Annotated in this window: 16 protein-coding genes and 2 tRNA genes; 14 read left to right on the top strand and 4 right to left on the bottom strand. The window is 51.0% G+C overall.

The genetic code is table 11. The annotated features are described in order from the left end of the window. Positions 1–26 precede the first annotated feature (26 nt). The 11 genes from IPI86_RS05345 to IPI86_RS05295 all read left to right on the top strand — a co-directional run bounded on the left by IPI86_RS05345 (position 27) and on the right by IPI86_RS05295 (position 12439). Positions 27–863 (top strand): purine-nucleoside phosphorylase, encoded by an 837-nt coding sequence (locus IPI86_RS05345; RefSeq protein ID WP_345296955.1) that lies wholly within the window; start codon positions 27–29, stop codon positions 861–863. A 102-nt stretch (positions 864–965) separates the two neighbouring features. Further along, positions 966–1643: a hypothetical protein gene (locus IPI86_RS05340; RefSeq protein WP_345296954.1), complete on the top strand. Its 678-nt coding sequence runs from the start codon at positions 966–968 to the stop codon at positions 1641–1643. 24 nt (positions 1644–1667) lie between these two features. Next, on the top strand, positions 1668–2207 hold the full coding sequence (locus IPI86_RS05335; RefSeq protein ID WP_345296953.1) for a GNAT family N-acetyltransferase: 540 nt from the start codon (positions 1668–1670) through the stop codon (positions 2205–2207). Between the two features lie 51 nt (positions 2208–2258). Further along, a complete protein-coding gene (locus tag IPI86_RS05330) occupies positions 2259–4169 on the top strand; it encodes a hypothetical protein (protein WP_345296952.1) in 1911 nt (636 codons plus the stop codon). Between the two features lie 90 nt (positions 4170–4259). Then, positions 4260–5258 carry a S1 RNA-binding domain-containing protein gene (locus IPI86_RS05325; protein WP_345296951.1) on the top strand — a complete coding sequence of 333 codons (999 nt, stop codon included), beginning with the start codon at positions 4260–4262 and terminating at the stop codon, positions 5256–5258. Between the two features lie 6 nt (positions 5259–5264). Then, positions 5265–7490, top strand: a complete 2226-nt coding sequence (locus IPI86_RS05320; protein ID WP_345296950.1) for a DNA translocase FtsK — start codon at positions 5265–5267, stop codon at positions 7488–7490. Beyond that, on the top strand, positions 7490–8116 hold the full coding sequence (locus IPI86_RS05315; RefSeq protein ID WP_345296949.1) for a CDP-alcohol phosphatidyltransferase family protein: 627 nt from the start codon (positions 7490–7492) through the stop codon (positions 8114–8116). Before IPI86_RS05320 ends, IPI86_RS05315 begins: the two co-directional genes overlap by 1 nt. Position 8117: 1 nt before the next feature. Next, positions 8118–8918 carry a prolipoprotein diacylglyceryl transferase gene (lgt, locus tag IPI86_RS05310; protein ID WP_345296948.1) on the top strand — a complete coding sequence of 267 codons (801 nt, stop codon included), beginning with the start codon at positions 8118–8120 and terminating at the stop codon, positions 8916–8918. Between the two features lie 87 nt (positions 8919–9005). Beyond that, positions 9006–9941, top strand: a complete 936-nt coding sequence (locus IPI86_RS05305) for an ABC transporter ATP-binding protein (protein ID WP_345296947.1) — start codon at positions 9006–9008, stop codon at positions 9939–9941. Further along, positions 9931–11361 carry a stage II sporulation protein M gene (locus tag IPI86_RS05300; protein ID WP_345296946.1) on the top strand — a complete coding sequence of 477 codons (1431 nt, stop codon included), beginning with the start codon at positions 9931–9933 and terminating at the stop codon, positions 11359–11361. The genes IPI86_RS05305 and IPI86_RS05300 overlap by 11 nt, the downstream gene beginning before the upstream one ends. Before the next feature lie 226 nt (positions 11362–11587). After that, entirely contained in the window at positions 11588–12439 is an 852-nt protein-coding gene (locus tag IPI86_RS05295; RefSeq protein WP_345296945.1) for an MBL fold metallo-hydrolase, read from the top strand. Here IPI86_RS05295 and IPI86_RS05290 read toward each other — a convergent pair. After that, positions 12421–12924: an HNH endonuclease gene (locus IPI86_RS05290; protein ID WP_345296944.1), complete on the bottom strand. Its 504-nt coding sequence runs from the start codon at positions 12922–12924 to the stop codon at positions 12421–12423. The genes IPI86_RS05295 and IPI86_RS05290 overlap by 19 nt on opposite strands. Positions 12925–13000: 76 nt before the next feature. On the opposite strand from IPI86_RS05290, the gene IPI86_RS05285 reads away from it, so the two are divergent. From IPI86_RS05285 to tyrS, 3 genes are all read left to right on the top strand, one after another. After that, positions 13001–13894: a TIGR01777 family oxidoreductase gene (locus IPI86_RS05285; protein ID WP_345296943.1), complete on the top strand. Its 894-nt coding sequence runs from the start codon at positions 13001–13003 to the stop codon at positions 13892–13894. Between the two features lie 23 nt (positions 13895–13917). Beyond that, on the top strand, positions 13918–14595 hold the full coding sequence (locus IPI86_RS05280) for a hypothetical protein (protein WP_345296942.1): 678 nt from the start codon (positions 13918–13920) through the stop codon (positions 14593–14595). A gap of 192 nt (positions 14596–14787) precedes the next feature. After that, a complete protein-coding gene (gene tyrS, locus IPI86_RS05275) occupies positions 14788–15999 on the top strand; it encodes a tyrosine--tRNA ligase (protein WP_345296941.1) in 1212 nt (403 codons plus the stop codon). Positions 16000–16026: 27 nt separating this feature from the next. Here tyrS and IPI86_RS05270 read toward each other — a convergent pair whose 3' ends face one another. From IPI86_RS05270 to IPI86_RS05260, 3 genes are all read right to left on the bottom strand, one after another. After that, on the bottom strand, positions 16027–22527 hold the full coding sequence (locus IPI86_RS05270; protein ID WP_345296940.1) for a GAF domain-containing protein: 6501 nt from the start codon (positions 22525–22527) through the stop codon (positions 16027–16029). Between the two features lie 107 nt (positions 22528–22634). Continuing rightward, a tRNA-Cys gene (locus IPI86_RS05265) sits at positions 22635–22705 on the bottom strand. 57 nt (positions 22706–22762) lie between these two features. Beyond that, positions 22763–22834, bottom strand: a tRNA-Gly gene (locus tag IPI86_RS05260). Positions 22835–22840 lie beyond the last annotated feature (6 nt).

The raw sequence follows: 22840 nt of genomic DNA, 5'->3' as shown, positions 1-22840 counted from the left end.
AAAAAAATTACACGGACAATACATACATGCAGAACTTCATTTCTCTTGAACAGATCGATTCGGTCGCGCAGACGATCAGAAAACAAATTTCCATTCAACCCATTGTGGGAATTATTCTCGGCTCCGGACTTAACGGTCTGGCTGATTCCGTCCAAAATGCAGTGTACATCCCTTATGGAGATCTGCCCAACTTTCCTGTCTCAACAGTACATGGGCATGCGGGACGCTTCGTCATAGGCGAGTTGGAAGGCAAGCCTGTCTTTGTCATGCAGGGACGCATCCATTATTACGAAGGCTACACCATGGGACAGGTCACATTGCCTGTACGTGTGATGCAGCGCTTGGGCATCCCGAGCATGATCGTGACCAATGCCGCAGGTGGAGTGCATCCCGATTTCGAGCCGGGTGATGTCATGCTGATTACAGACCAACTTAACCTGATGGGCATGTCTGGTTTGAATCCGCTCATGGGCCCGAACCTGGATGAGATCGGTCCGCGTTTCCCGGATATGAGCCAGCCTTATGACCGCGCCTATTGCGACCTTGCACGCAAAGTTGCAAAGGAGAGCGGACTTACCCTGCGCGAAGGCATTTACGCCGGGTTGAGCGGCCCTTCATTCGAATCACCTGCCGACTTGCGTTTCCTGCGCTTAGCCGGGGCGGATGCAGTGGGCATGTCCACGGTGCCTGAGGTGATCATTGCGCGGCATGGAGATATGCGCGTGCTTGGCCTTTCTGGTGTGAGCAACAAAGCTAACCTGGATGGATCCACGATCACGACCCATGAAGAAGTTATCGAAGCTGGAAAGGTGATCACACCAAAGGTCGAGAAGATCATCCGCGGTGTGTTGCGCGGTTTGTAAGCTATAAAGTATCGCATAATTTACTAAACTGAAATCATAATGTTCACTCGTTCTTCCTGCAAAAAGTTTAGTGATTTATGAGACAGGCGATAGAGTTCATTCATGGCAGAGATCTATAATTTCCTCGCCTCCTACGAGGCGTTGATTTATATTGTTTTGGCGATTGGCGGTTTGTTTTCCTTTCGCTGGTTGTGGCGTTCATGGCGGGAATCGCAGACTGCGGTTTATACAATGGAACGCGAGTTCTCGTCCCGCAGGTTGGGACAATCTGCGGCGATCTCGATGTTGATTACTGTCCTGTTTTGCGCGGAATTTTTTGCGGCTACATTCATTATTCCGGGGCTTCCCTCGAATGCCCTGATCCCCACTCCAACATTAGATCTGATCTCCACACCCACAGGTACGCTTTCGCCTGCGTCGATGACCCAGTTTGCAAATTTGCCTCCCCAACCGATATCATCAGCCGACCTGATTGGCTGCACCGCCAATCAGATCATGCTCACCTCCCCAACGCCGGGGCAGGAAGTTCAGGGAACCATCACGCTGGTCGGCACGGTGAATATCCCCAATTTCGGCTTTTATAAATACGAAGTCGCTCCGTTGGGAAGCAGCACTTGGGCGACGATTTCCGCTGGGCGTGAGATTGTTGTGAATGGAAATCTCGGTGAGTGGATCACAAACGCCCTGACCCCCGGGGATTATCAATTAAGACTCGTCGTTACCGATAATCAAGGTGTGGCATTACCGGCCTGCGTTGTGCCGGTGCGCGTCGTGCCGTAATTAAAACCGTCTTCTGGAAACCATATGCCTGAAATTCAAATTCGTCCAACCATTGCAAATGACCTCTCCCGCCTCATGGGGTTTGACCACACCATTACCAGTGATTCCGTCTGGCAGTTGGAATTGCGCCGCGATACCGGGCAGGTCACAGCCTCATTTCGTGAGGTGCGTTTGCCGCGTTCCATTTCGGTGGCGTACCCGCGCAACTCCTTCGGGCTTGCCGATGACTGGGTGAAGAGATCCATGATGTACACTGCCTGCATCGGGGCAGACCCGGTTGGGTACGTCAGCCTGCTCGAGCGTGGACTGGATTCCATGGTTTGGGTCACTGATCTCGTGGTGGATGTGGCAAGCCGACGCCAAGGGGTGGGGAGTGCCCTGTTGGCGTCTGCGCAAGATTGGGCGTCGGGAAGATCGTACCGTCGCTTTGGTATGGAAATGCAGTCTAAAAACCTGCCTGCGATCCGCCTTGCGCAAAAGTTCGGGTATGAATTCTGCGGGTATAATGACCATTATTACTTAACACAGGATGTGGCCTTGTTTTTTGCCAAAGCTTTAAAATAGGCTCACGGCCGTTTGGGCCACCGCCTGCGAATTATTTGTTGGAAGGGTTACATGATTAACGGTTGGATGGAACCAGTACTGGCGGGGATCCAGGCACTTAACCAGATACTGACGGCGGGGATTGCCATCACGGCGTTTTCGCTGTTTCTATATTCGCTTTCCTTTAATCTGCGCGATAGAGTGGCGCGATCGTTTGCGATCATTTTACTTTGTGTGGTGATTGTTTTCACCGCCGAGGCGCTGCAGGATGAATCGATGGCTTCTGGGACGATTGACCTGCTTCTGCGCCTGCAATGGTTTGGTATTGTCTTTCTCCCTGCGGCGTACTTGCATCTTTCAGATGCGTTGCTCGTGACGGCTGGCCGCCCTTCGCGCGGTCGTAGAAGGTTTGCCGTGCGCGGCATGTACGTCGTTTCTGCTATTTTCCTCGTTCTACTTGCATTCGGATATTTACTCGGCCCGCTCGTCCCTGATGGGAAGCCGGCCCCGCACCTTCAGCGCACGATGTGGACTGAAGTGTTTACGCTGTTTTACGTTACGGCCATGGTTTGGGCGGGCGTGAATTTTGCGCGTGCCTATAGCTTGATGTTGACTCGCTCAGGACGCCGTCGCATGTTGTATCTGATGGCTGGCGCGACCGCTCCTGCGCTCGGCTCCTATCCTTACCTGTTATTTGGTTACGGCCTTGCGGCGGAGCATCCCTACCTCTTTTGGAGTGTGGCGACGGTGATCAACGTGCTGGTGGGGGCATTGGTCATCATCATGGCCTATGCGGTGGCTTTCTTCGGTGTTTCGTGGCCAGACCGTGTCATCAAAAGCCGTTTGTTCAAATGGATCATGCGCGGACCCGTGACTGCCTCCGCCGCTTTGGCGTTGATGACGGTCATTCGTCGCAGCGGGGAATTGCTTGGCTCACCATACAATCCCTTTGTGCCGTTCATCGTGGTCGTAACCATCCTATCGCTTGAACATGCCATTACATTTGCCGCGCCCCTCTGGGAACGCTGGCTTTTCTTCGGAAGAGATCGCGGCGAATTGCAATTACTCCAAAATTTTGAAGAACGCCTGCTCACCCAAAGCGACTTGCAGCAATTCCTTGAATCGGTGCTGGCCGCTGTGCGCGACCACATGCAGTCACCAGCCGCTTTTGTAGCAGCTTTGGATGATGAGACCTTATCACCGATTGTCGTGGCTGGGAATCGCGCCATGCTTGATCAGGAGGGTTTGACCGAGGCCTTGGACCAAGTGGGGGAGGATGAACGCCATGAGTTCCAGTGGGGGAACTTCTGGATATTGCCTCTGCGTCACCGCCGACGCCCCGAAATGGATCAGGATGAGATGCCGCCTTTGTTGGGCCTGCTCGGTGTTGCCCGGCGAGAGAAGCTATTGATCGAACGCGACCAGCGCGATGCCTTGTGGCTGCTTGCCGACCGTGCAGCGCTTGCCTTGCAAGACCGTCAATTACAACAGCGGGCTTTTCAATCACTAGCCGATTTACAGCCGCAGGTGGAAATGATCCAGCGCATGCGCGCCGCTGTGCGCTACGATACACGCGCGAATTTACTGACAGATAACCTCCCCGAAGAATCGGACCTTGCCAACTGGGTGAAAGATGCCCTGACCCATTATTGGGGCGGACCCAAACTGACGAACAATCCATTGATAAAACTTCAGGTCGTGCGCGAACTGGCGGAAAAAGACGGTGGGAATTCCGCCAATGCCGTGCGCACCCTCCTTAGAAAAGCCGTTGACCAGGTCAAGCCCAAGGGTGATCGTAAATTCACCACGGAATGGATCCTGTTCAATATTCTTGAAATGAAATTCATTGAAGGGCGCAAAGTGCGTGATGTTGCATCGCGTCTGGCCATGTCTGAAGCGGACTTATACCGAAAACAGCGCGTGGCAGTGGAAGCGGTTGCGAAGGCGATCCTTGAAATGGAAATGAGCCGAAAAGAAGCGTGAACTTTGGATTGTGAAGTCAGAGCGCGGTTTTCAGTGGGATTGAACTGAAAAAGCGTCGCTCATATTTATTGTGTTGGGAAGGAGCAAATTATGACTGGACAGAGAAACAAACATGAAAATCCGATGCCTGCCATTGACGAGGGCTGGTGGTCATCGGTGCTGATGGAGGAGAGCCGATATTCGTCGGCGCATCCTCCGGTTCGTTCGGCGGGGAACAGGTCCGAGGTCCGCAATGACTCGAAGCTTGTTGCTTCACATGGTGAAGTCGAGACGGATGATTCGCTCGAAAAGAAACCTGCGACCAACTGGAATCAGGTCAAGGAACTTTACATGAGCGATCAGATCGTTGACCTGGCTGTCACCGGGCATAATCGCGGCGGCCTGCTTGTGGAGGGCAGCGGTCTGTACGGATTTGTGCCATTCTCACACCTGATCGATCTGGCGGGGAAGGTGGAGAATATTGACCGCGACCATGACCTTGAATCTTATGTGGGTCGTTCGCTTCACCTAAAGGTGATCGAATGCGTGCCCGAAGATGACCGTGTGGTTTTCTCTGAACGTGCGGCGCAGTCGGAGCCTGGTAAACGGGCCGAACTTTTCAGCGCATTGCAGCCCGGGCAAAAGGTAAAAGGCACGGTCACCAATGTTACAGACTTCGGTGTCTTCGTTGATTTGGGCGGCGTGGAAGGGCTGATTCATATCTCAGAATTATCATGGGGACGTGTTTCTCACCCGAGCAACATCGCGAAGATCGGCAGCTCCATCGATGTGCAAGTGCTCGATCTTGCACCTGAGCGCTGCCGCGTTGCACTGAGTCTCAAACGCCTGCTGGCGAATCCCTGGGAGCATGCTACGGTTGAATTCCCCGAGGGAAGTATAAAGAATGCGACCATCACTAATGTGCTTTCCTTTGGCGCGTTCGCGCGTTTGGATGCCGGTGTTGAAGGTCTCATCCATGTCTCCGAGATTCCGCAGGCCAATGGCCAACCATTGAAGGAGATCCTTTCAGAGGGAGAGGCCGTGCAGGTACGCATTCTGCATCTCGACTCCGCCCATCAACGGATGGGTTTAAGTATGAGGCTCGAATAAAACAAAATGTCTGACTCTCCACACCCTCGCAATCGGCAATATCAACAAGCCGAACCGCCCCCCATCGCGCAAAACGACTGGCTCGAAAGGCTGGCCCGTTTTTACATGCAATTTGGCCGCTTTTTGCGCGATGTATTTGGCGTGTTATTTGTCGCGTTTGCGTTCATTTTATTGCTGGGGGTGTGGAAGTTTACCGATGGCGTGCTGGTCACACCGATCGCCATGCTGCTCAAACTCTGGTTTGGCTGGGGAAGCCTGCTCGTTATCTTTGCGCTGGGATATTTCGGATATTCTTTGGTACGACGAAACAACGCCGAAATACGCTGGGGACAAATCATCTCGCTTGAACTCGCTTCGCTCCTGACCCTTGGCCTGCTCGCTGTTTTCTGGGGCAACGACATCACTCGGGCAGAATCCGGCTGGGACGGTGGCCGCCTCGGTTGGGGGCTCGTCACCCTTGTTTGGCGGACCATGGGTGAGATTGGTGGCACACTTGTACTCTTTCTGTTGTGGTTGTTCACGGTCGTTACCGGTTTTGGCTTGTGGACAAAAATAGAAGCCTGGTTGTTGAAACTTGCCGGTGAAGCTCCGCCTGTAGTAGTGGCAACTCCCGTTCCTGCAGAAGTGGAGCAGCGGCAGATCGAACAATCCATACAACCCGCAGCGTCCGCTTCGCGAAAGAAGGCGAATCCGCTGCCTGCGGAATTCCGTACTACCCTGAAACAAAGTGACAAGAAGGATGAGAAACCTGCCAAGGCGCGGCCGCGTGACGAAGACCTCCCGCCGCTGCAAATCCTTCTCGCAGAATCAGCCGTCCGCGCGGATGAACGCACGATCAATCAAACTGCGGGCTTGATCATGAAGACCCTCGCTGATTTCGGCATCCCCGCCACAGTGATCGGATATCGGGTTGGCCCATCTGTTACGCAATTTGCGGTGCAGCCCGGCTTCATCAAAAAACCTGGTTCGGATGAAGAAGATGTACAGCAAATGAAAGTGCGCGTCGCACAGATTGCTTCGCTGGAAAAGGATATCGCGCTGGCGTTATCCGCCCAGCGTTTGCGCATCGAAGCGCCCGTGCCTGGCAAACCCTACGTGGGCATCGAAGTGCCGAACACACACAGCTCAGTTGTGCGTTTGAAGACTTTGCTTGAATCAGAAGCGTTCAATAAAGTTGGTGCGCCGCTCACTGTTGCGATCGGACGCGATGTGTCGGGCCATCCGCTCATTGCCGACCTGTCACGCATGCCGCACTTGCTCATTGCAGGTGCGACAGGTTCGGGTAAATCGGTCTGTATCACATCCATTGCGGCTTGCCTTGCAATGAACAACTCACCCGAAGACTTGCGCATGGTCATGATCGATTCGAAGATGGTGGAATTGATCCGCTTCAATGGTTTGCCGCATTTGTACGGCAAAGTTGAAACCAACCTCGAACGCATTTTGGGAGTCTTGCGCTGGGTCGTCGTCGAAATGGAGCATCGTTATCGCCTGCTCGAATCGGCGCATGCCCGTGATTTGGATTCCTACAATCGCAAAGTGACCCGCAAAGCCGATGGCAAAGCCCTGCCGCGCATCGTTGTGATGATCGATGAACTCGCCGACCTGATGATGTCTGCTCCGGATGTCACCGAACATAACCTTGTGCGTCTTGCGCAAATGGCGCGTGCCACGGGCATTCATCTTGTGGTTGCCACCCAGCGCCCATCCACCGATGTGGTGACGGGTCTTATCAAAGCCAACTTCCCGGCGCGCCTTGCTTTTGCAGTGGCGTCTGGTATCGATAGCCGCGTTATTTTGGATTACACCGGCGCGGAATCCCTGCTTGGGCGTGGTGATATGCTCTTCCTCAATCCTGAAGTGGGCAACCCCGTGCGCGCGCAAGGGGTCATGATCACCGATATGGAGATCGAGCGCATCATCTCACATTGGCAAAAGAACAGCGATGGCACTGAAGACACGCCCCCGTGGGAAAAACTTTTGCAGGAACCCGGCGAAGGCGAAGACGACGGTCTGGTGGAACAGGCTATTTCCATCGTGCGCCAAAGTCAGCGTGCCTCCGCTTCATTATTACAGCGCCGCTTGCGGGTGGGGTATCCGCGTGCTGCGCGCCTGCTTGACCAGCTTGAGGAAATGGGCGTTGTCGGTCCATCACAGGGCGGCGGCAAGGAGCGCGAGGTACTTGTCAGCGAAGATGATTTGGATGCGGACAAGCAGGAGGATCTGGGTTAGTGAAGCCAACTTTTACCGATCAATTGCGCCGCATTTTCAAAGGTATCCTTGATCCGACTGGCGCGTTCTTAAATCATATTGGGTTAACTCCTAATGCCATTACCTTGCTGGGTTTGGTGGGAACCACGGCTGGCGCGTATATTCTTTCACTGGGAAAGATGACCACCGGCGGTATCGTGCTTTTGATCTCCGTCCTTGTGGATGCATTGGATGGCACCATGGCGCGTTTGCGCAGCGAGCCAAGCGATTTTGGCGGCTTTGTTGATTCGGTCAGTGATCGGTACGCTGAGTTCATCACCTTCGGCGGACTTTTATACTTTTTTCTCACTCAGGAAAATTATCCAGGCGTGGTTGCGACTTTTCTCGCCACGGCTGGCTCGGTGCTTGTATCCTATGTAAAAGCGCGCGCTGAGGGTTTGGGCTTCACTGCAAAAGTTGGTCTGCTCACGCGTGTGGAACGTTACATCGTTTTGATTCCATTATTGATCTTTAATCAGCCGTTTATCGCGGTTGTCCTGATCGCTGTGCTCGGCAACATCACTGCATTCCAGCGCATCCTTCACGTCCGCGTGCAGGGGCGCGAGCGGATGAGAAAAGCAAAAGAGAACAAAGAGTACCTGCATTAACATGACCGAAGGTCTATCGCTCGGCCCACTGCTCCTGCGTTGGAACGGTCTCCTGATTGCGCTTGGCGTGGCAATGGGGGCGTTAATTTCTGCGCGCGAAGCAAAGCGGCATGGCTTTGACCCAGAGATTATTTACTATCTTTTTCTACCTTTGACGGTCTGGGGGACTCTGGGGGCACGCGTCTGGCATATTCTCACCCCGTCTCTTTCTTCCGTTGGGCTTGGCCTTACATCGCAGCATTATCTCACCCATCCATTGGACTTCATTGCATTTTGGATCGGCGGTTTTGGTTTCCCCGGCGCTTTGATCGGTGGTGCGCTGGCCTTGCTTTATTTTTCCAAAAAGAATGGCTTGCCCTTTTGGGCGTTGACCGATGTTCTGGCTCCGGGCATTGTCCTTGGTCAGGCCATCGGACGCATTGGCAATTATTTCAATCAGGAACTGTACGGTCTGCCGACCAATCTACCGTGGAAGATTTTCATTGATCCCGCTTATCGCCTGGCAGGTTTTGAAACAGTGAACTTTTACCATCCGTTGTTTGCTTATGAATCGCTCTTGAGTCTTGCGAGTTTATTTTTCCTTTTGTGGCTGGCGCGCCGATTTGCTGAAATACTTGCGGCTGGCGATCTTTTCCTTGTGTATCTTGTTTTGCATGCCTTTGCCCGCTTTTTGCTTGAGTTTCTGCGGCTTGATATTGCCCTAGTAAGTGGGATTAATATCAATCAGGTGTTTTTTGCGGTCATTTTTGTTTGTGCGGGGATCGGTTTGTACCTACGCCATCGCCCTGTCCAGGAATTGTAAGGTCTCTGTGAGCATCCATGCCGAGTAGTGGGGAATACAATTGAATCTGGGCTCATCGTTCATCGTGTTTACCAATAAGGAATCCGTATGATAGAAACTCATGATCTAAGCAAGCAATTCCACGATTTTATGGCCGTGGATGGGGTAAATCTGTCGGTGGATGCCGGTCAGATTTTGGCGTTGTTGGGCCAAAATGGCGCGGGCAAAACCACCACTGTCCGCATGTTGACCGCTTTATTGAATCCGACTCGCGGTTGGGCAAGAGTGGCAGGATATGACGTTGTGAAAAACGGGCATGATGTGCGTTCCTCCGTGGGGGTGCTCACGGAACAGCATGGTTTATACATGCGCATGACCGCCATCGAGTATCTTGATTATTTTGGGCAGATCTACAACATCGCGCCCTCGGCACGGAAATCTCGCAGCGAGCATTTGCTTGAATATTTCGGCCTCACTGAAGCTGCGAAGCGCAGAATTGGTGAATACTCAAAAGGCATGCGCCAGAAACTGGCCCTGGCCCGTGCCATGATGCATGACCCCGGTGTGTTGCTGCTCGATGAACCCACCTCAGCCATGGACCCTGAATCTGCGCGGCTGGTGCGGGATGAGATTGCGCGGCTGAAATCGTCCCAGCGCACGATCGTGATTTGCTCGCACAATCTCACTGAAGTGGAAGCCCTGGCAGACAAGATCGCGATCATTTATCGCGGACGGATTCTGCTGCAGGGGACTTTGGAGGAATTAAAAAAGAATGTGCTTGGCCTGCCTGAATACGAAGTCAAATTCACCGACACCTGGGACTCAAGTAGGTTGGAATTGCCCGAAGGTGTGGAAATACTTTCTCGGACGGCGACCAGTTTGAAGGTCCGTGTGGAGCGGCCGCAGGCATCCAATCCAATGATCTTGAATGCATTGTCCAGGGGATCTGCATCGGTGATGGCTTTTCAAGAGGAAGCCCGCACGCTCGAGCAGGTGTACCTTAAGGTGATGGCGGAAGCAAAAGGACGCGAAAATGTTCAATAAACTTAGGCCGGTCTGGCTTGTGGCGGGGCGTGAATTAAAAGACCAATTCCGTGATTGGCGTGTGTTGACGCCGATGATCATTCTGATGGTCTGTTTTCCGTTTTTGATGAATGAGTTTGCAAAACAGACGGTTGATTTTCTGAATCAATACGAGGCAAATTTAATTCTTGACCGCCTTGTTCCATTTTCGATCATGATCATTGGCTTTTTCCCGATCACGATCTCGCTGGTAGTTGCGTTGGAAGCCTTCGTTGGCGAAAAGGAACGCGGCACGATCGAGCCTGTGTTGAGCGCTCCGCTCGATGACTGGCAGTTGTATTTTGGAAAGCTGCTGGTGGGCGTGGCGACACCTTTGGCGGCGAGTTATCTTTCCATTACTTTGTATCTCATTATGATCGTTCAGCAAGGACTTGAAATACCTTCGTTTTCGATCATGCTGCAATTGATCTTGTTGACGACCGCCCACGCCACCTTAATGGTGAGCGCCGCGATCGTGATCTCGGTGCAATCGACTTCTGTGAAGGCGGCGAATTTGCTGGCTTCGTTCATCGTCATCCCTGTTGCCATTTTGATGCAGGGGGAGGCGGTCATGCTGTTTTGGGGAAATGAAGACGTGCTCTGGCTGGCTGTTGCGGGTGTGATGATTATCGCGCTGCTTTTAATTCGTGTGGGCATTGCCCATTTTCAGCGTGAATATTTGCTTGGCCGCGAGATCGATACGATCAACTTGAAGTGGGTCTTGAATACGTTTTGGAAGAATTTCATGGGCGGGGCGCATTCCATTGGCGAATGGTACAGGAAGGTTTTGGGCGGGGCAATGCGGCGCGTGCTCCCTGCCGTGCTGGCTGTGACCTTGGTGGCAGGTGTCAGTTTATGGATGGGCTACGATTGGATCATGGTGAATGTATCACCGGTCATCGCAAAAGCATCTCCTGAAAGGCTCGAGAAGATCGAGGAAAGCGCTCGTGAAATGCCCGGGCTGGCAAATTTACAAGACACCATCAATGCCCCTTTCCTATTTATGAACAACACCCGCGCGGTGGCGCTCATTTTCCTTGCGGGATTGGTTTCGTTCAGTGTGCTGGGCGTTTTGCTTTATATGCTCAATATCGGTTTGATCGGCGGCGTATATGCACTCCTTGAACTGCTTGGCCTGCAGCCATTGCCGATCTTTCTGGCGGGGGTCCTGCCGCATGGCATTTTTGAATTACCTGCGCTGGTGATCGGTGCGGCCGTGGTGCTTTACATGGGTGTGGCTATCGTCACGCCGCAGACAGGCAAGTCGATGGGTGAGGTGATCATTGAATTGTTTGCCGATTGGACGAAGATATTTTTCGGTCTCGTGGTGCCGCTGCTGGCTGTGGCTGCGGTCATCGAGGCGTATATCACCCCTGTCCTTTTGGCTGGTGTTGTGAAGTAGACAATTCGTTTTCCCTTGATCGTGTTTTTCAGGCAAAGCCGTAAAGGCGCGTTTCTCATGCACCTTTACGGCTTTGCCTTATCATGTGCCAATATACTCAATTGGACTTTGCCAAAACAGTTGTTAAATTTTGCATCAGGCGATACAATTTTGTGGGTCAGGTCATCCAGATTTTCGAAATAAAACTGCGATTAACGAAGGCAGGAATGTAGGATAAGATAACCATATGCCAAAAGTAATCATCCTTGGTTCGTCCAATGCAATCCCTACAAAAGGCAGCGAAAATACGCATATGGTCCTGGTGGGTAAGGAACGTATGGTGCTGATCGACTCCGGCAGCAACCCCATTTTGCGGCTGGAAGAAGCCGGTCTGGATTTTAACGACCTCACCGACCTGATTCTGACGCATTTCCATCCCGACCATGCCTCCGGGATCCCCCTGCTTTTAATGGATATGTGGCTGCTGGGGCGCGAAAGTCCGCTCCACATTTATGGATTGCACTACACTCTCGACCGCCTTGAAAGTTTGATGGGGTTCTACAATTGGTCTGATTGGCCGAATTTCTTCCCGGTGATCTTCCATCGGCTGCCGATCAAAGAAATGACCCCCGTTTTGGATTGCTCCGATTTTACGATCCATGCATCGCCGGTGCGTCACTTCATTCCCAACATTGGCCTGCGTGTGGAATTTACCCGCAGCCAAAAGGTGATGGCCTATTCCTGCGACACGGAACCCTGTGAAGAAGTTGTGCGCCTGAGTGAAAATGCAGATGTGTTGATCCACGAAGCCACCGGTGAAACCCCGGGGCATTCCTCCGCCCGGCAGGCGGGAGAGGTGGCCAAAAAAGCAGGCGCGGGCAGGCTGTATCTCATCCACTATCCGACCGGTCAATACTCGAGCGGCGATCCCATCGCGGAAGCAGGCGAGTCATTTCGCGGCATCGTTGCCTTGATGAAGGATTTTACAGTGTTGAAATTCGGGAAAAGATTACCGCTCTCCCATTTTGGAAGAGCGGCTGAAAACGGCAGCGATAGTCGTACGAAAAAGGCGGGGAAAATTTACCAGCCCGAAATATAAGGCTCCCACTCGCCGTTCTCTGTGAGATGCCGCCCGAAGATATATGCGGCATTGGCGGGTGGTTCCTTTGGAATATGCAGGAGATGCATGTGAGCCTCTTCCACTTTGCGCCCGCCCTTGCGGTGATTGCATGAGGAACAAGCCGCCACCAGATTCGTCCAAATATGCTGGCCGCCCATGTGACGTGGGATCACGTGATCCACAGTCAATAGCCCATCCCGTTTGCCGCAATACTGACAGGTATAATTGTCACGTCGGAATATTTCGCGGCGCGTTAATTTAACATGCGGACGTGGACGATGTACTTGTGATTCCAACCGAATGACCGACGGGCGGGGGAGCATTTGCGTGATTGTGTGAATGTATCCGCGCCCATTGACGATCAAACCGGCTTTCCCAGCAAGGATCAGACCAACAGCCCTGCGTGTTGAGCACACATGAATCGGCTCAAAATTGGCGTTGAGTACCAGTACCGGTTCGTACATATTGCCTCGGAAATCTGCATGATTATACATCCACTCAAATAAATCCGCGCAGCGGTGCATTACAGGAGCGTTTGAAATGAACATCATGATCGCAGGTGGTTCGGGTTTTTTGGGGAATGCCCTCGCAAGATCCTTCCTCGCAGATGGACACAAAGTATTCATTCTCACCCGCGGCACACATTCTCTGCCGGGGACGCAGGCCGTGCCATGGGATGCGAAAACAACGAATGGATGGGGGCATCTTGTAAACGAAATGGATGTGATCATTCACCTGGCAGGCAAGACTCTCGCCTCATGGCCGTGGACTGCCGCAACAAAAAAAGCCTTCCACGACTCTCGCGTCATACCCGGACTGGCGCTTGTTGAAGCGATCCTGCAAGCGACTCAGCGCCCGGGAATTTTTATTCAGCAGTCGGGCATCAATCATTATGGCCTGAGCGGCGACCTTGCTGATGAATCCACGCCGCCCGGAAGCGATTTCCTGTCACAGCTTACTGTAGAGTGGGAAAACACCACCAAACCGCTTGAAGAACTGGGTCTTCGGCGGGTAGTCACCCGTACGGCGCCTGTGCTCGATAAAAAAGATGGGCTGATGCCGCTGATGGCTTTGCCGGTAAGGCTTTTCGTGGGCGGGCCCATGGGCGATGGAAAATTCTGCATACCGTGGATCCATATTCAGGATTGGGTCGGTGCAATGCGGCATTTGATCGCAAATGATAATGCGCGCGGTGTGTATAACCTGATCGCGCCTGTACCCACTTCCAATGCTGAATTCAATCGAACCCTTGCCAGCGTGCTTCGCCGCCCATATTGGTTTCCTGTGCCTGCATTTTTGCTGCGGACCTTTTTGGGGGAAATGAGCGTCTTGATTGTTGAAGGCAGGTTTTCCCAGCCCAAACGGCTGACCGAGTCTGGGTACCGGTTCCAGTTTCCAGGTCCGCGTGAAGCGTTGACCGATTTGTTCAGTTAAAAGTCAAAGGAGAAAAAAATCCCATGAAGAAAATAATCCTCGTGCTGGCATTCCTTCTTGCCGCCTGTGGACCCTCTGCACAGCAACACCCTGTGGTGGTCGTGCCGCAATTGATTGCGACGGCCGAGCCGTATATTGACCCGTCTTATCCGACGGCCCAAGTGGAAGTCGCCGCACCGAATCAAACGGCGAGCGGTATCGAAGTTCGTATGGAACGGGTTTCAATGGAAGGCAAAAACATCAATGCGGATGTGTGTTTTACCCTGCCCGATACATCGGATTGGGGGGTTCAATCTGCGAGCCTGACGTACGGGGGAGTGGTTGTGCAGGAATTTGGCACCACCCTGTTGAGTTTTCAAGACCCTGTGAATGGAGTAGCTGGTCTGCGCTGTGACACGCTGACCTTCGTTGTGCCGCCCGATGCCGACCTGACCAATGCGGCGATCATCATTGATTCCATTGGTACCACAGTGCGTGAAGGCGAATATTGTTCGGTGTACATGCCGAAGATCCAGCAGGCCATGCTCGATCGCGGCATTGCCATTACATTGGATTGCATCGATGTGAATGGTTTGTTGACGATGCAGATCCTCAGCATCCCACCAGAGATGACGCAGGAACAGGCCGAGCAGATCGTTTACAGCGACGAGTTCTACACCGTAAAAGGCCCGTGGACCTTCCCGTTCGGTTTGGCACAGTAAAATTCTTGATGTATAATACGCGCATGTTCAGTTTAAGTTCGTTCAACAAATACTATTATTACACCCATCCATAATCCCTTGCGATGGAGTGCTTGAAACGCGCCCACATCATCGCGGGCGCGTTTTTGTTTGTCAATTTCAAAACAAACCAAAGGTTTTGAAAACCTTTAGGGTTTAGGTAAAGGAGAAGCTATGAACATCGAAGAACAAGTTGAATTGTTGATGCTCGGTACGGAATACGGCGATGAGGATCTTAAGAAGGCCATGACGGCTGAACTCCGCGAGCGATTGATGCTTGCCCAAAAAGAGAACAGGCCGCTGCGGGTGTATTGCGGTTACGACCCCACATCCACAGACTTGCATTTGGGGCACACCATTACCATGCGCAAGCTGCGCCAGTTTCAGGATCTGGGACACGAGGTCACTTTTCTGATCGGAAGCTACACTGCGTTGGTGGGTGACCCTTCGGATAAAAATAAAGCGCGTCCGATCCTGACCGAGGAGAAGGTCGCCGAAAATGCGATGACTTACACCGAGCAGGCTTTCCGTGTGCTGGATCGCGAAAAAACGAAGATTCGTTACAACGGCGAATGGCTTTCGAAGCTCACGCTGGTGGACCTGATCCGCCTTGGGCAGAACTTCACCGTTCAACAGTTTTTGGCGCGCGATAACTTTGCCAATCGCCTTGAAAAAGGGGAACCGATCTACATCCATGAGACTTTCTATGCGTTGATGCAGGGCTATGACGCCGTTGCCATGGAAACCGATGTTCAGATCGGCGGCTCGGATCAGTTGTTCAATATCATCGTGGCTGGGCGCAAATTGCAGGAGGCGTTGGGTCAGAAGCCGTTGGTGGGAATCATCACCGCGATCCTGCCGGGGACGGATGGCGTGCAGAGAATGTCGAAATCAACGGGGAACATCGTACCGATCAACACGGGCGCGAACGACATGTTTGGCAAGTTGATGTCTGTGCCCGACTCTGCGATGGCCTTGTACATGCGCCTTGTCACACGCTGGAGTCCGCACGAGATCGAAAAGATCGAGCAGGACGTGGTTTCCGGTGCTTTGCATCCGCGCGATGCGAAGATGAATATGGCAGGCGAGATCACCAGCATTTTCTACGGCGAAGAAGACGCGAAATCTGCGCGTGAGAATTTTGTCAAGACCTTCCAACAGAAGGAAATTCCCGATGAGATGCCTGATTTTGCTTTGCAATCAGGGCAAACAGTTGTGGATGTGATCCTCGCTGCCGGATTGGCTGAGAGCAAGAGCAAGGCCCGCTCCCTGATCGATCAGAAGGGTGTGAAGTTGGATGGCGAGGTGCTGGAACGCGGCGATGCACCTTTCCCGCACCCTGGTGTATTACAAGTGGGGAAGCGGCGTTTTGTACGGGTTAAGTAAATTCAAAAAAGAGATGAGCCGAGCGGCTCATCTCTTTTTTGTTTTGCTGGTTGGGGTCTTTTTACGTGGTTTCTTTGGTTCGCCCAGCGCGTTTTTGTACAAGTCATCGTTGTCGATCATCTTGCAGAAGGCTTCCACGACGATGGGGTCGAATTGTTTGTTCGAGAGCCCTTTGATGTACTTCATTGTTTTCTTGCGAGACCATGCGCGGCGATAGGGGCGGTCTGAAAGTAAAGCATCCCAAACATCGATGATCGCGAAGATGCGGGCTGCGAGAGGGATCTCTTCGCCTTTCAGGCCACGGGGGTATCCGCTTCCATCCCACCATTCGTGGTGGCAATAGGCAATGTCCACTGCGGGGCGGAGGTATGCAATGGGGTAGAGCAGGTCGTATGCATATTTGGGATGTTTGTGCATATCGGCCAACTCGCTTGGTGTGAGTGGGCCTTTCTTGTGAAGGATGGCATCTGCAACACCCATTTTGCCGATGTCGTGGAGCAAGGCCCCGCGGCGGATCTGCAATAAGTCGGTTTCGGGAATGTTCATTTGCCGTGCCAGTTCAAGGGTCAGGTTTGTGACGCGGTTCGTATGTCCCTGAGTCTCCTTGTCGCGTAGTTCCAGCGCTTTGCCCCAGCCTTCCAGGGTCGTGTCATATGCAAGGGAGATCTCCTGATTGGTTCGTTGGAGATTTTCGAAAAGCTGCGCGTTGTCGATTGCAATGATGGCCTGCTCTGCAAGTGTGTGGATGAAATCTAGCCAGTCTCCGTTGGGGGTGAAGGGTTTGCGGAAATAGGTTTCAAGGATGCCCTTGGTAGCTCCCTTGCTAAAAAGCGGCATGGCGTAATAACTCACGAATTGCTCGGATTTTAAAGTCCGCATTTTCGGCAGGTCGGGTTCCTTGCTCAAGTCCTTTATGAAGATCGCTCTGCGGTTCAAAAGAATCTGACCTGCGAGACCTTCGCTAATGTTTTGCGAGCCGCGCACTACTTCACGATTTTTGAATCCAGCTGGGGCGTAATAATTCAAGGTCTGGCTGTTGGGGTTGAAGACCAGTACTGTGGCGGCGCTTACTTCCATCTTAGTGGTCAAATGCTCTGTAAGGATGCCAAGTGTAATATGCAGGTCAAGGCTGGATGTGATGGCTGTATCCATCTCACGTAGTGTGGTGAGTCGGCGAATCTGTTCTTCACTGCGCTCGAAGAGGTTGGAGCGGTAGATGGCGTTGCCCGCGATTTCGGTAAGTGTTGTGATCAGGCGAATATGATTTGCTCCGATCTTATGGGGTGCAGACATGGCAACCACCAATGCACCGATGGTTTCGGATACGGTGCGAATTGGGAGTGTTACGCTACTCCAACCTGTACCGAAGAAGCTGGCATTTTCAGGTACGATAAGGTTATCGTGAATTAGTTCGGAACTGATGTGCATCGCTCCTTTGGAATACACCGAGCCAACGATCCCTTCATTGGGTTTGAACGTGGATTTTGGCAGACCCTTTAGCCTGCCACTTGTTGCAATCGGTACAAGTTCATTTGCTCCATGGTCATACAACCAGATGGCCGCTGAGTCTGTGCCCATGTTGGCTTTGATTTCATTAAGCAGGATGGGGATCATCTCTCGAGTATCGCGGGCGGTGCGCAGGGCAAAAGAGACACGACTGACCATTTCCAGCTCATCGAGTCTTTGGAGTGTCTCGGTATAGAGGCGCGTATTTTCAAGGGAGTTGGCGGCCTGATGGGCGAATATCTGAGCGATATGTGCGTCATTTTTTGTGAATGTATTGGGGATGTGGCGATCAATCGTAATGTATCCGGTCACCTGTCCGCGGGTGATCAGGGGAACCCCCATCCATCCACGAATCTTGCTGGTCTCTGCCCATCTTTCAAAACGGGGATCATCGTCGCAATCCTCAAGAATCAAGGGTTCGCCAGTTTCTCTAGCGATTTTGAATAGAACATGATCGACCGGGAAGATATGATTTAGAGCCTTTTCTGGATTTTGAAGGCCCCTGGTCGCTGTAATGCGGATGTGAGCTCCTTCGATCTCCATGATGGATGCGCTATCGTACGGGACGATCTTGCCCAGCCATTCAAGAATGGCCTCATGCAGGGATGGCAGGTCAAGCAGACTCGAAAGGATGGTCGCAGCTTGACGTACAAGTTCAGACTCTTTGCGTCGTTTTTGTTCCAATTCAAAAAGACGGGCATTTTCTATTGCGGTTGCGGCCTGGTTAGCGAACGTTTGAACGAGCACTGCGTGTTCCTCGGTATAAATGCCTGCTGTTTTGCTGTCGAGATTGATGAAGCCGATCGGTTTATCCTGAATGAACATGGCAACACCCATCCATCCGTGGATATATTCACTCCCTGCCCATTTTTGGAAATAAGGATCCACTTGCGCTTCTTCGAGAGCGTGAGGTTTCCTTTCCGCGATAATGGACCTCCATTTTTCAGTGATCGGGAAGATCTGTCCGACGGAGAAATGTCTCGGTAAATTGCGTTTGGCGACCATCTTCAATTCATCCTCCTGATGCACCATCATGATGGAGGCGCTGTCGTAGGGGGCGAGCTTTATCAGCCAGTCCAGAATGTTTTCGAAGACGTTATAAACGTCCAGCGTGTTGGCGAGTGCGGATGTTGCCTGATTTAAGATCTCTGCATTTTGAAGATGTTTGTGTTCCGCCTCGAATAGGCGGGCGTTTTCGATGGCAACCGTGGCTTGCTGTGCGAGGCTGTTTAGAAAATCGAGGTCAGTGGATTTGAAAGCCTTATCCTCTCCGATCCGCCAGACGACCAGCAAACCGGTCAACTGGCCCTTTGAGAGGAACGGCATTCCCATAATGTGTTCATCCCGTCCGATCTCGGTCCCTTCAACAGGAACCGAGCGTGGGTCATTGATTGTGTTGTTGACGATCTCTCCGCGTTTTTTGAGGGCGATATCTCCCAGGATTCCATTGCCGATTTTCAGCGGGTCGTTCTTGACCTCTTCTGAATCGCTGCCAAGAGCGGATATTGCCCTCAGTCGTAGCGGATTTTGCTCGGCCAAATAAACCGCACTGGTCTCCGCCTTTAGTAGTTCTTTGGCGTAAAGAGCGATGCTATCGAGCACTTTGTCGAGTTCAAGGGTTGCGGAAATGCTGCGGCCGACTTCTGCGATGGCTGCTGTTTCCTGCGCGCGGTGGGCCGTTTCTTCGAACAAACGTACCGATTCTATTGAAATGGATGCCTGATGCGCGATACTGACAAGGAAGTTCAACTCGGACTTGTCAAACAATCCATTCAGTTTTGGCCGCCAGGCATTGATCGCGCCGAAGGATTGTCCGTGCAAGATTAGGGGGGCAGACATCATCGTATCAAGCGCGGCATCTTCTTTGGGCGTGCCGGGCACGGTGATCGTGCGTGAGTCCAGTGAAATATCATTTACGATCTCGGGCTTGCCAGTCGCAATAATATTGCCGGTAATGCCTTTTCCGATCTCGATCGTGTGTGAAAGCAATTCCTTTTGATAAGCACCTTTTGCTGTAACGACCTTGATGGTTTTGTTATCATCTTGAAGCAAATAAACTGCGACCGTACCGGCATTGAGTAGGGAGATGGCTCTCTCGGCAATTTTATCGAGGGCGGGGATTACCTCACGGGTCGTGGCAATCTCATTCGCAATATTTGCCAGTGTTTCGATGATCTGGGTACGTCGTTTTTCCTCGTGGAACAAGCGGGCATTTTCGATGGCGATTGCAGCCTGGTTTGCAAATGTCTGCGCAAGGGCGGCGTGCCCTTCGTTAAAAAAATTCGGTGTTCGGCTATCGAGATTTAGAAAACCGATTATTCTGTCTTTGGAAAATAAGGGGATGCCCATCCAACTACGGATATAGTTTGTCTGCTCGAATTTTTCAAATCGGTCGTCGATTTGAACATCTGGAATGATTATGGGTAGGTGAAATTTTTCAATGCCGCCCCATTTCTTTAGATCAAATAAATATTTTTTGCCGATCATTTCTTGGGGAATGTTTTGCCCCGCGACAATTTCAACATACTCATTGTTGATCATTTCAATTGACATACTGTTGAAACTCACTAGCTTCGAAAGTGAAATGAATATATTTTCGAAGAGTTTGTCCAGTTCGAAGAAGGATGTTAATGTTCCGGTTGCTTCCCGCAGAATTTCGGCTTGTTCGCGACGCTTTTGTTCTTCATCAAACAAACGTGCGTTTTCGATGGCAATCGAAGCATGGTTCGCAAGTGCGAGTCCAAGTTCTTCATCTTGCTGTGTGAAGTGAGATGTTTGAAAACTTTCGAGCGCGATCATTCCTATTGATTTACCCTTGGCAATCAACGGGATTCCCAGAAATGACCTTATTTGTGAATTTTCGCCAAGGTACCTATAACGCGTATCAAGGAGTGTATTGTCGATCCGGACAGTTTGCTGCTCAGTAATAACGTGGTTGTTGAGCGGCAATTCTCCAAGCAGGAACGGCTCAGGTTTTACGAAATTTATTGATCCGGCAGATGCTGAAATAGTCAAGTAGTCTGCATCTAAAAGCTGGATGCTGCCGCCGTCTGATGGAATCACTTTAATGAGTTGATCAAGAATGGATTGTAGAACCTGATCGAGGTCCAGTGATGATGCGGCTATACGGATCAGGTCCAGTATCGCTGTTTCGCGTTGACGTTGAATCTGTTCTGCTCTAGTGAGGCGAAGCTTCTCAATTGCGGTTCCCAAGCCACCAGCGATTGTATTGAGCAGACGTTCATCCTGTTCATCAAAGGCATTAATCTGTTTGCTTTCTACATTAAAAACACCAATGATCCGTTCATTTACTCGAAATGGGGTGCATATTTCCGATTTTATACTTGATAATATTTCAATGTAATCTGGATCTTGTGTGATGTCGTTAATGCGGATGGATCTGCCGGTCCGCACTGCTCTCCCTGTAATTCCACCTGTAATCGGGTAGCCGTTTTTCCATTTGGAAATATCAGCACCTACATAAGATGGGTGAGGGGTTAGCATGGTTCCCTGTTCGTTCAAAAGTAAAATTCCGCATACGTCCGTGTATATGCTGGCAGTAATCCTTGTCACTTGTTCAATAATGTCATTTTCCGAGTTGCTCTGTGTGCCCGCCATGGTCGTTGCCCGCAGGATGGTCAATTCCTTTAATTGGCGCTCAAGCAAGATCTCTGCTTGTTTTCGAACCGTAATATCCTGTGCAATAGCGATAATTACATCCTGTCCGAAATAAGTTCCCTTGTTTAAGGTGATGATTTTAGGAAATATCTGGCCGTTGCTTCTTATTCCCCAGAATTCGAATTCTTGCGGCTCCCCGTTAAAAGTGTGTTCGATCCTTTTGACGAGATTTGTCAGATCGTTTTTATCGGGTGCACTCAATACCTCTGGTGTTTTTCCAATAAAAAACTCCCGTGGATAACCGTACATCTTCATTGCGCCGTCATTAACATCAAGGAATCTTCCTTCTTTATCCTGAATGTAAATGGCTTGGGTCACGCTATTGAATAGTTCACGGTAGCTGACCTCGTTTTCCTTCATTACCCTTTCTGAGTTTTTTTGCTCTGTAATATCCAGAAGAGTGCCTTGCCAGAAGAGGGGATTTCCACCCTCGTCTTTAATGATCGAAGCATCTTCTTTGATCCAGACATAATGACCGTCACGATGACGTAATCTATATTCAATGCGAAACGGCTCTCCAGTCTCGTCCGTTCGGATATCCTCGGCAATGACGCGTTCGCGGTCATCCGGGTGAAGTGAGTTTTCCCACATGTCTTCACCAGCTGCCCACTCTTCCGGACTATAGCCAAGTAGCTCCTTGAGCCGCGGGCTCATATATCGAGTGGATTGGGAATCATTGAATATGTCCATGAAAATGACTGCTGGTAGTTTTTCAACCAAGGTGCGATAGCGCTCTTCAGCTTCGCGTATTGCGTTTTCGGCATTTTTTTGCTTTGTAATATCTGTGACGAAACCCTCGTAATACAATATTTTTCCGTTAATACCCTTTACAGCACGGGCATTTGTGGAGGTCCAGATTATGCTTCCATCTTTTCGCAGGTTTTTTGCGTCGAACTTTTCCACATATCCTTGCTGGGTCAGTGCTTCTGTGAATTCGCGGCGACTCTCCATCGATAGGTGAATTTGTGTGCTGATGTTACTGATTTGTTCGATCATTTCTTCAGGCGTTTCATAACCAAACAGTGCCGCCATGGCAGTATTAACATTAATGAATTTCCCTTCAGGGGAGGATCTGAAAATCCCTTCTGTTGTGGATTCAAACAAGTCTGAAAAATTTTGTTCTGCAGTTTGTAGGATGTTTTTTCTGTTCTTTAGCAGGATAAATAAAACGAGAGCAGTAATGAGAACGAAAAACCAACCTTTATATGATTGAACGATGGATAGTTGATATGGGTCGGTGAATAAAAAAGCAACTATTCGGTCGGAAAGTAGAATCCATAAGGCCCCTATGATGGCATAGGTAAGGGAGATACTTAATGCAGATGATGATCGTGAATTCTTCATGATCTGTTCAGGTTTTTTTCCTCTATTTGATTATAGACTTTTTTCATGGATTTTTCATAAGAAAAGTGAAACAAAAAAAGCAAATCATTTATGATTTGCTTTTGAAGAGGCGTCGAGGGGATTTGAACCCCTGATGAGGATTTTGCAGACCCTTGCCTTACCACTTGGCCACGACGCCATATTATTGAATGAGAAATATTGATTGAATGTTGCTAATCACCATTCTCTTTTATTGAGCGGGCGATGGGATTCGAACCCACGACCTTCTCCTTGGCAAGGAGACGTACTACCACTGTACTACGCCCGCATTTCT

The organism is Candidatus Villigracilis affinis (assembly GCF_016705895.1).
Lineage (GTDB): Bacteria > Chloroflexota > Anaerolineae > Anaerolineales > Villigracilaceae > Villigracilis > Villigracilis affinis.
Note: the sequence above shows the minus strand (reverse complement) of the source record. Positions and strands in the feature narration are given on the sequence as shown.

Bases quoted from the DNA above. Each gene is read 5' to 3' on its own strand.
- lgt (WP_345296948.1), top strand. From the start codon at position 8,118: ATGACCGAAGGTCTATCGCTCGGCCCACTGCTCCTGCGTTGGAACGGT.
- IPI86_RS05335 (WP_345296953.1), top strand. From the start codon at position 1,668: ATGCCTGAAATTCAAATTCGTCCAACCATTGCAAATGACCTCTCCCGC.
- IPI86_RS05340 (WP_345296954.1), top strand. From the start codon at position 966: ATGGCAGAGATCTATAATTTCCTCGCCTCCTACGAGGCGTTGATTTAT.
- IPI86_RS05345 (WP_345296955.1), top strand. From the start codon at position 27: ATGCAGAACTTCATTTCTCTTGAACAGATCGATTCGGTCGCGCAGACG.
- IPI86_RS05280 (WP_345296942.1), top strand. From the start codon at position 13,918: ATGAAGAAAATAATCCTCGTGCTGGCATTCCTTCTTGCCGCCTGTGGA.
- IPI86_RS05300 (WP_345296946.1), top strand. From the start codon at position 9,931: ATGTTCAATAAACTTAGGCCGGTCTGGCTTGTGGCGGGGCGTGAATTA.
- IPI86_RS05330 (WP_345296952.1), top strand. From the start codon at position 2,259: ATGATTAACGGTTGGATGGAACCAGTACTGGCGGGGATCCAGGCACTT.
- IPI86_RS05320 (WP_345296950.1), top strand. From the start codon at position 5,265: ATGTCTGACTCTCCACACCCTCGCAATCGGCAATATCAACAAGCCGAA.
- IPI86_RS05305 (WP_345296947.1), top strand. From the start codon at position 9,006: ATGATAGAAACTCATGATCTAAGCAAGCAATTCCACGATTTTATGGCC.
- IPI86_RS05325 (WP_345296951.1), top strand. From the start codon at position 4,260: ATGACTGGACAGAGAAACAAACATGAAAATCCGATGCCTGCCATTGAC.
- IPI86_RS05270 (WP_345296940.1), bottom strand. From the start codon at position 22,527: ATGAAGAATTCACGATCATCATCTGCATTAAGTATCTCCCTTACCTAT.
- IPI86_RS05295 (WP_345296945.1), top strand. From the start codon at position 11,588: ATGCCAAAAGTAATCATCCTTGGTTCGTCCAATGCAATCCCTACAAAA.
- tyrS (WP_345296941.1), top strand. From the start codon at position 14,788: ATGAACATCGAAGAACAAGTTGAATTGTTGATGCTCGGTACGGAATAC.
- IPI86_RS05290 (WP_345296944.1), bottom strand. From the start codon at position 12,924: ATGTACGAACCGGTACTGGTACTCAACGCCAATTTTGAGCCGATTCAT.
- IPI86_RS05285 (WP_345296943.1), top strand. From the start codon at position 13,001: ATGAACATCATGATCGCAGGTGGTTCGGGTTTTTTGGGGAATGCCCTC.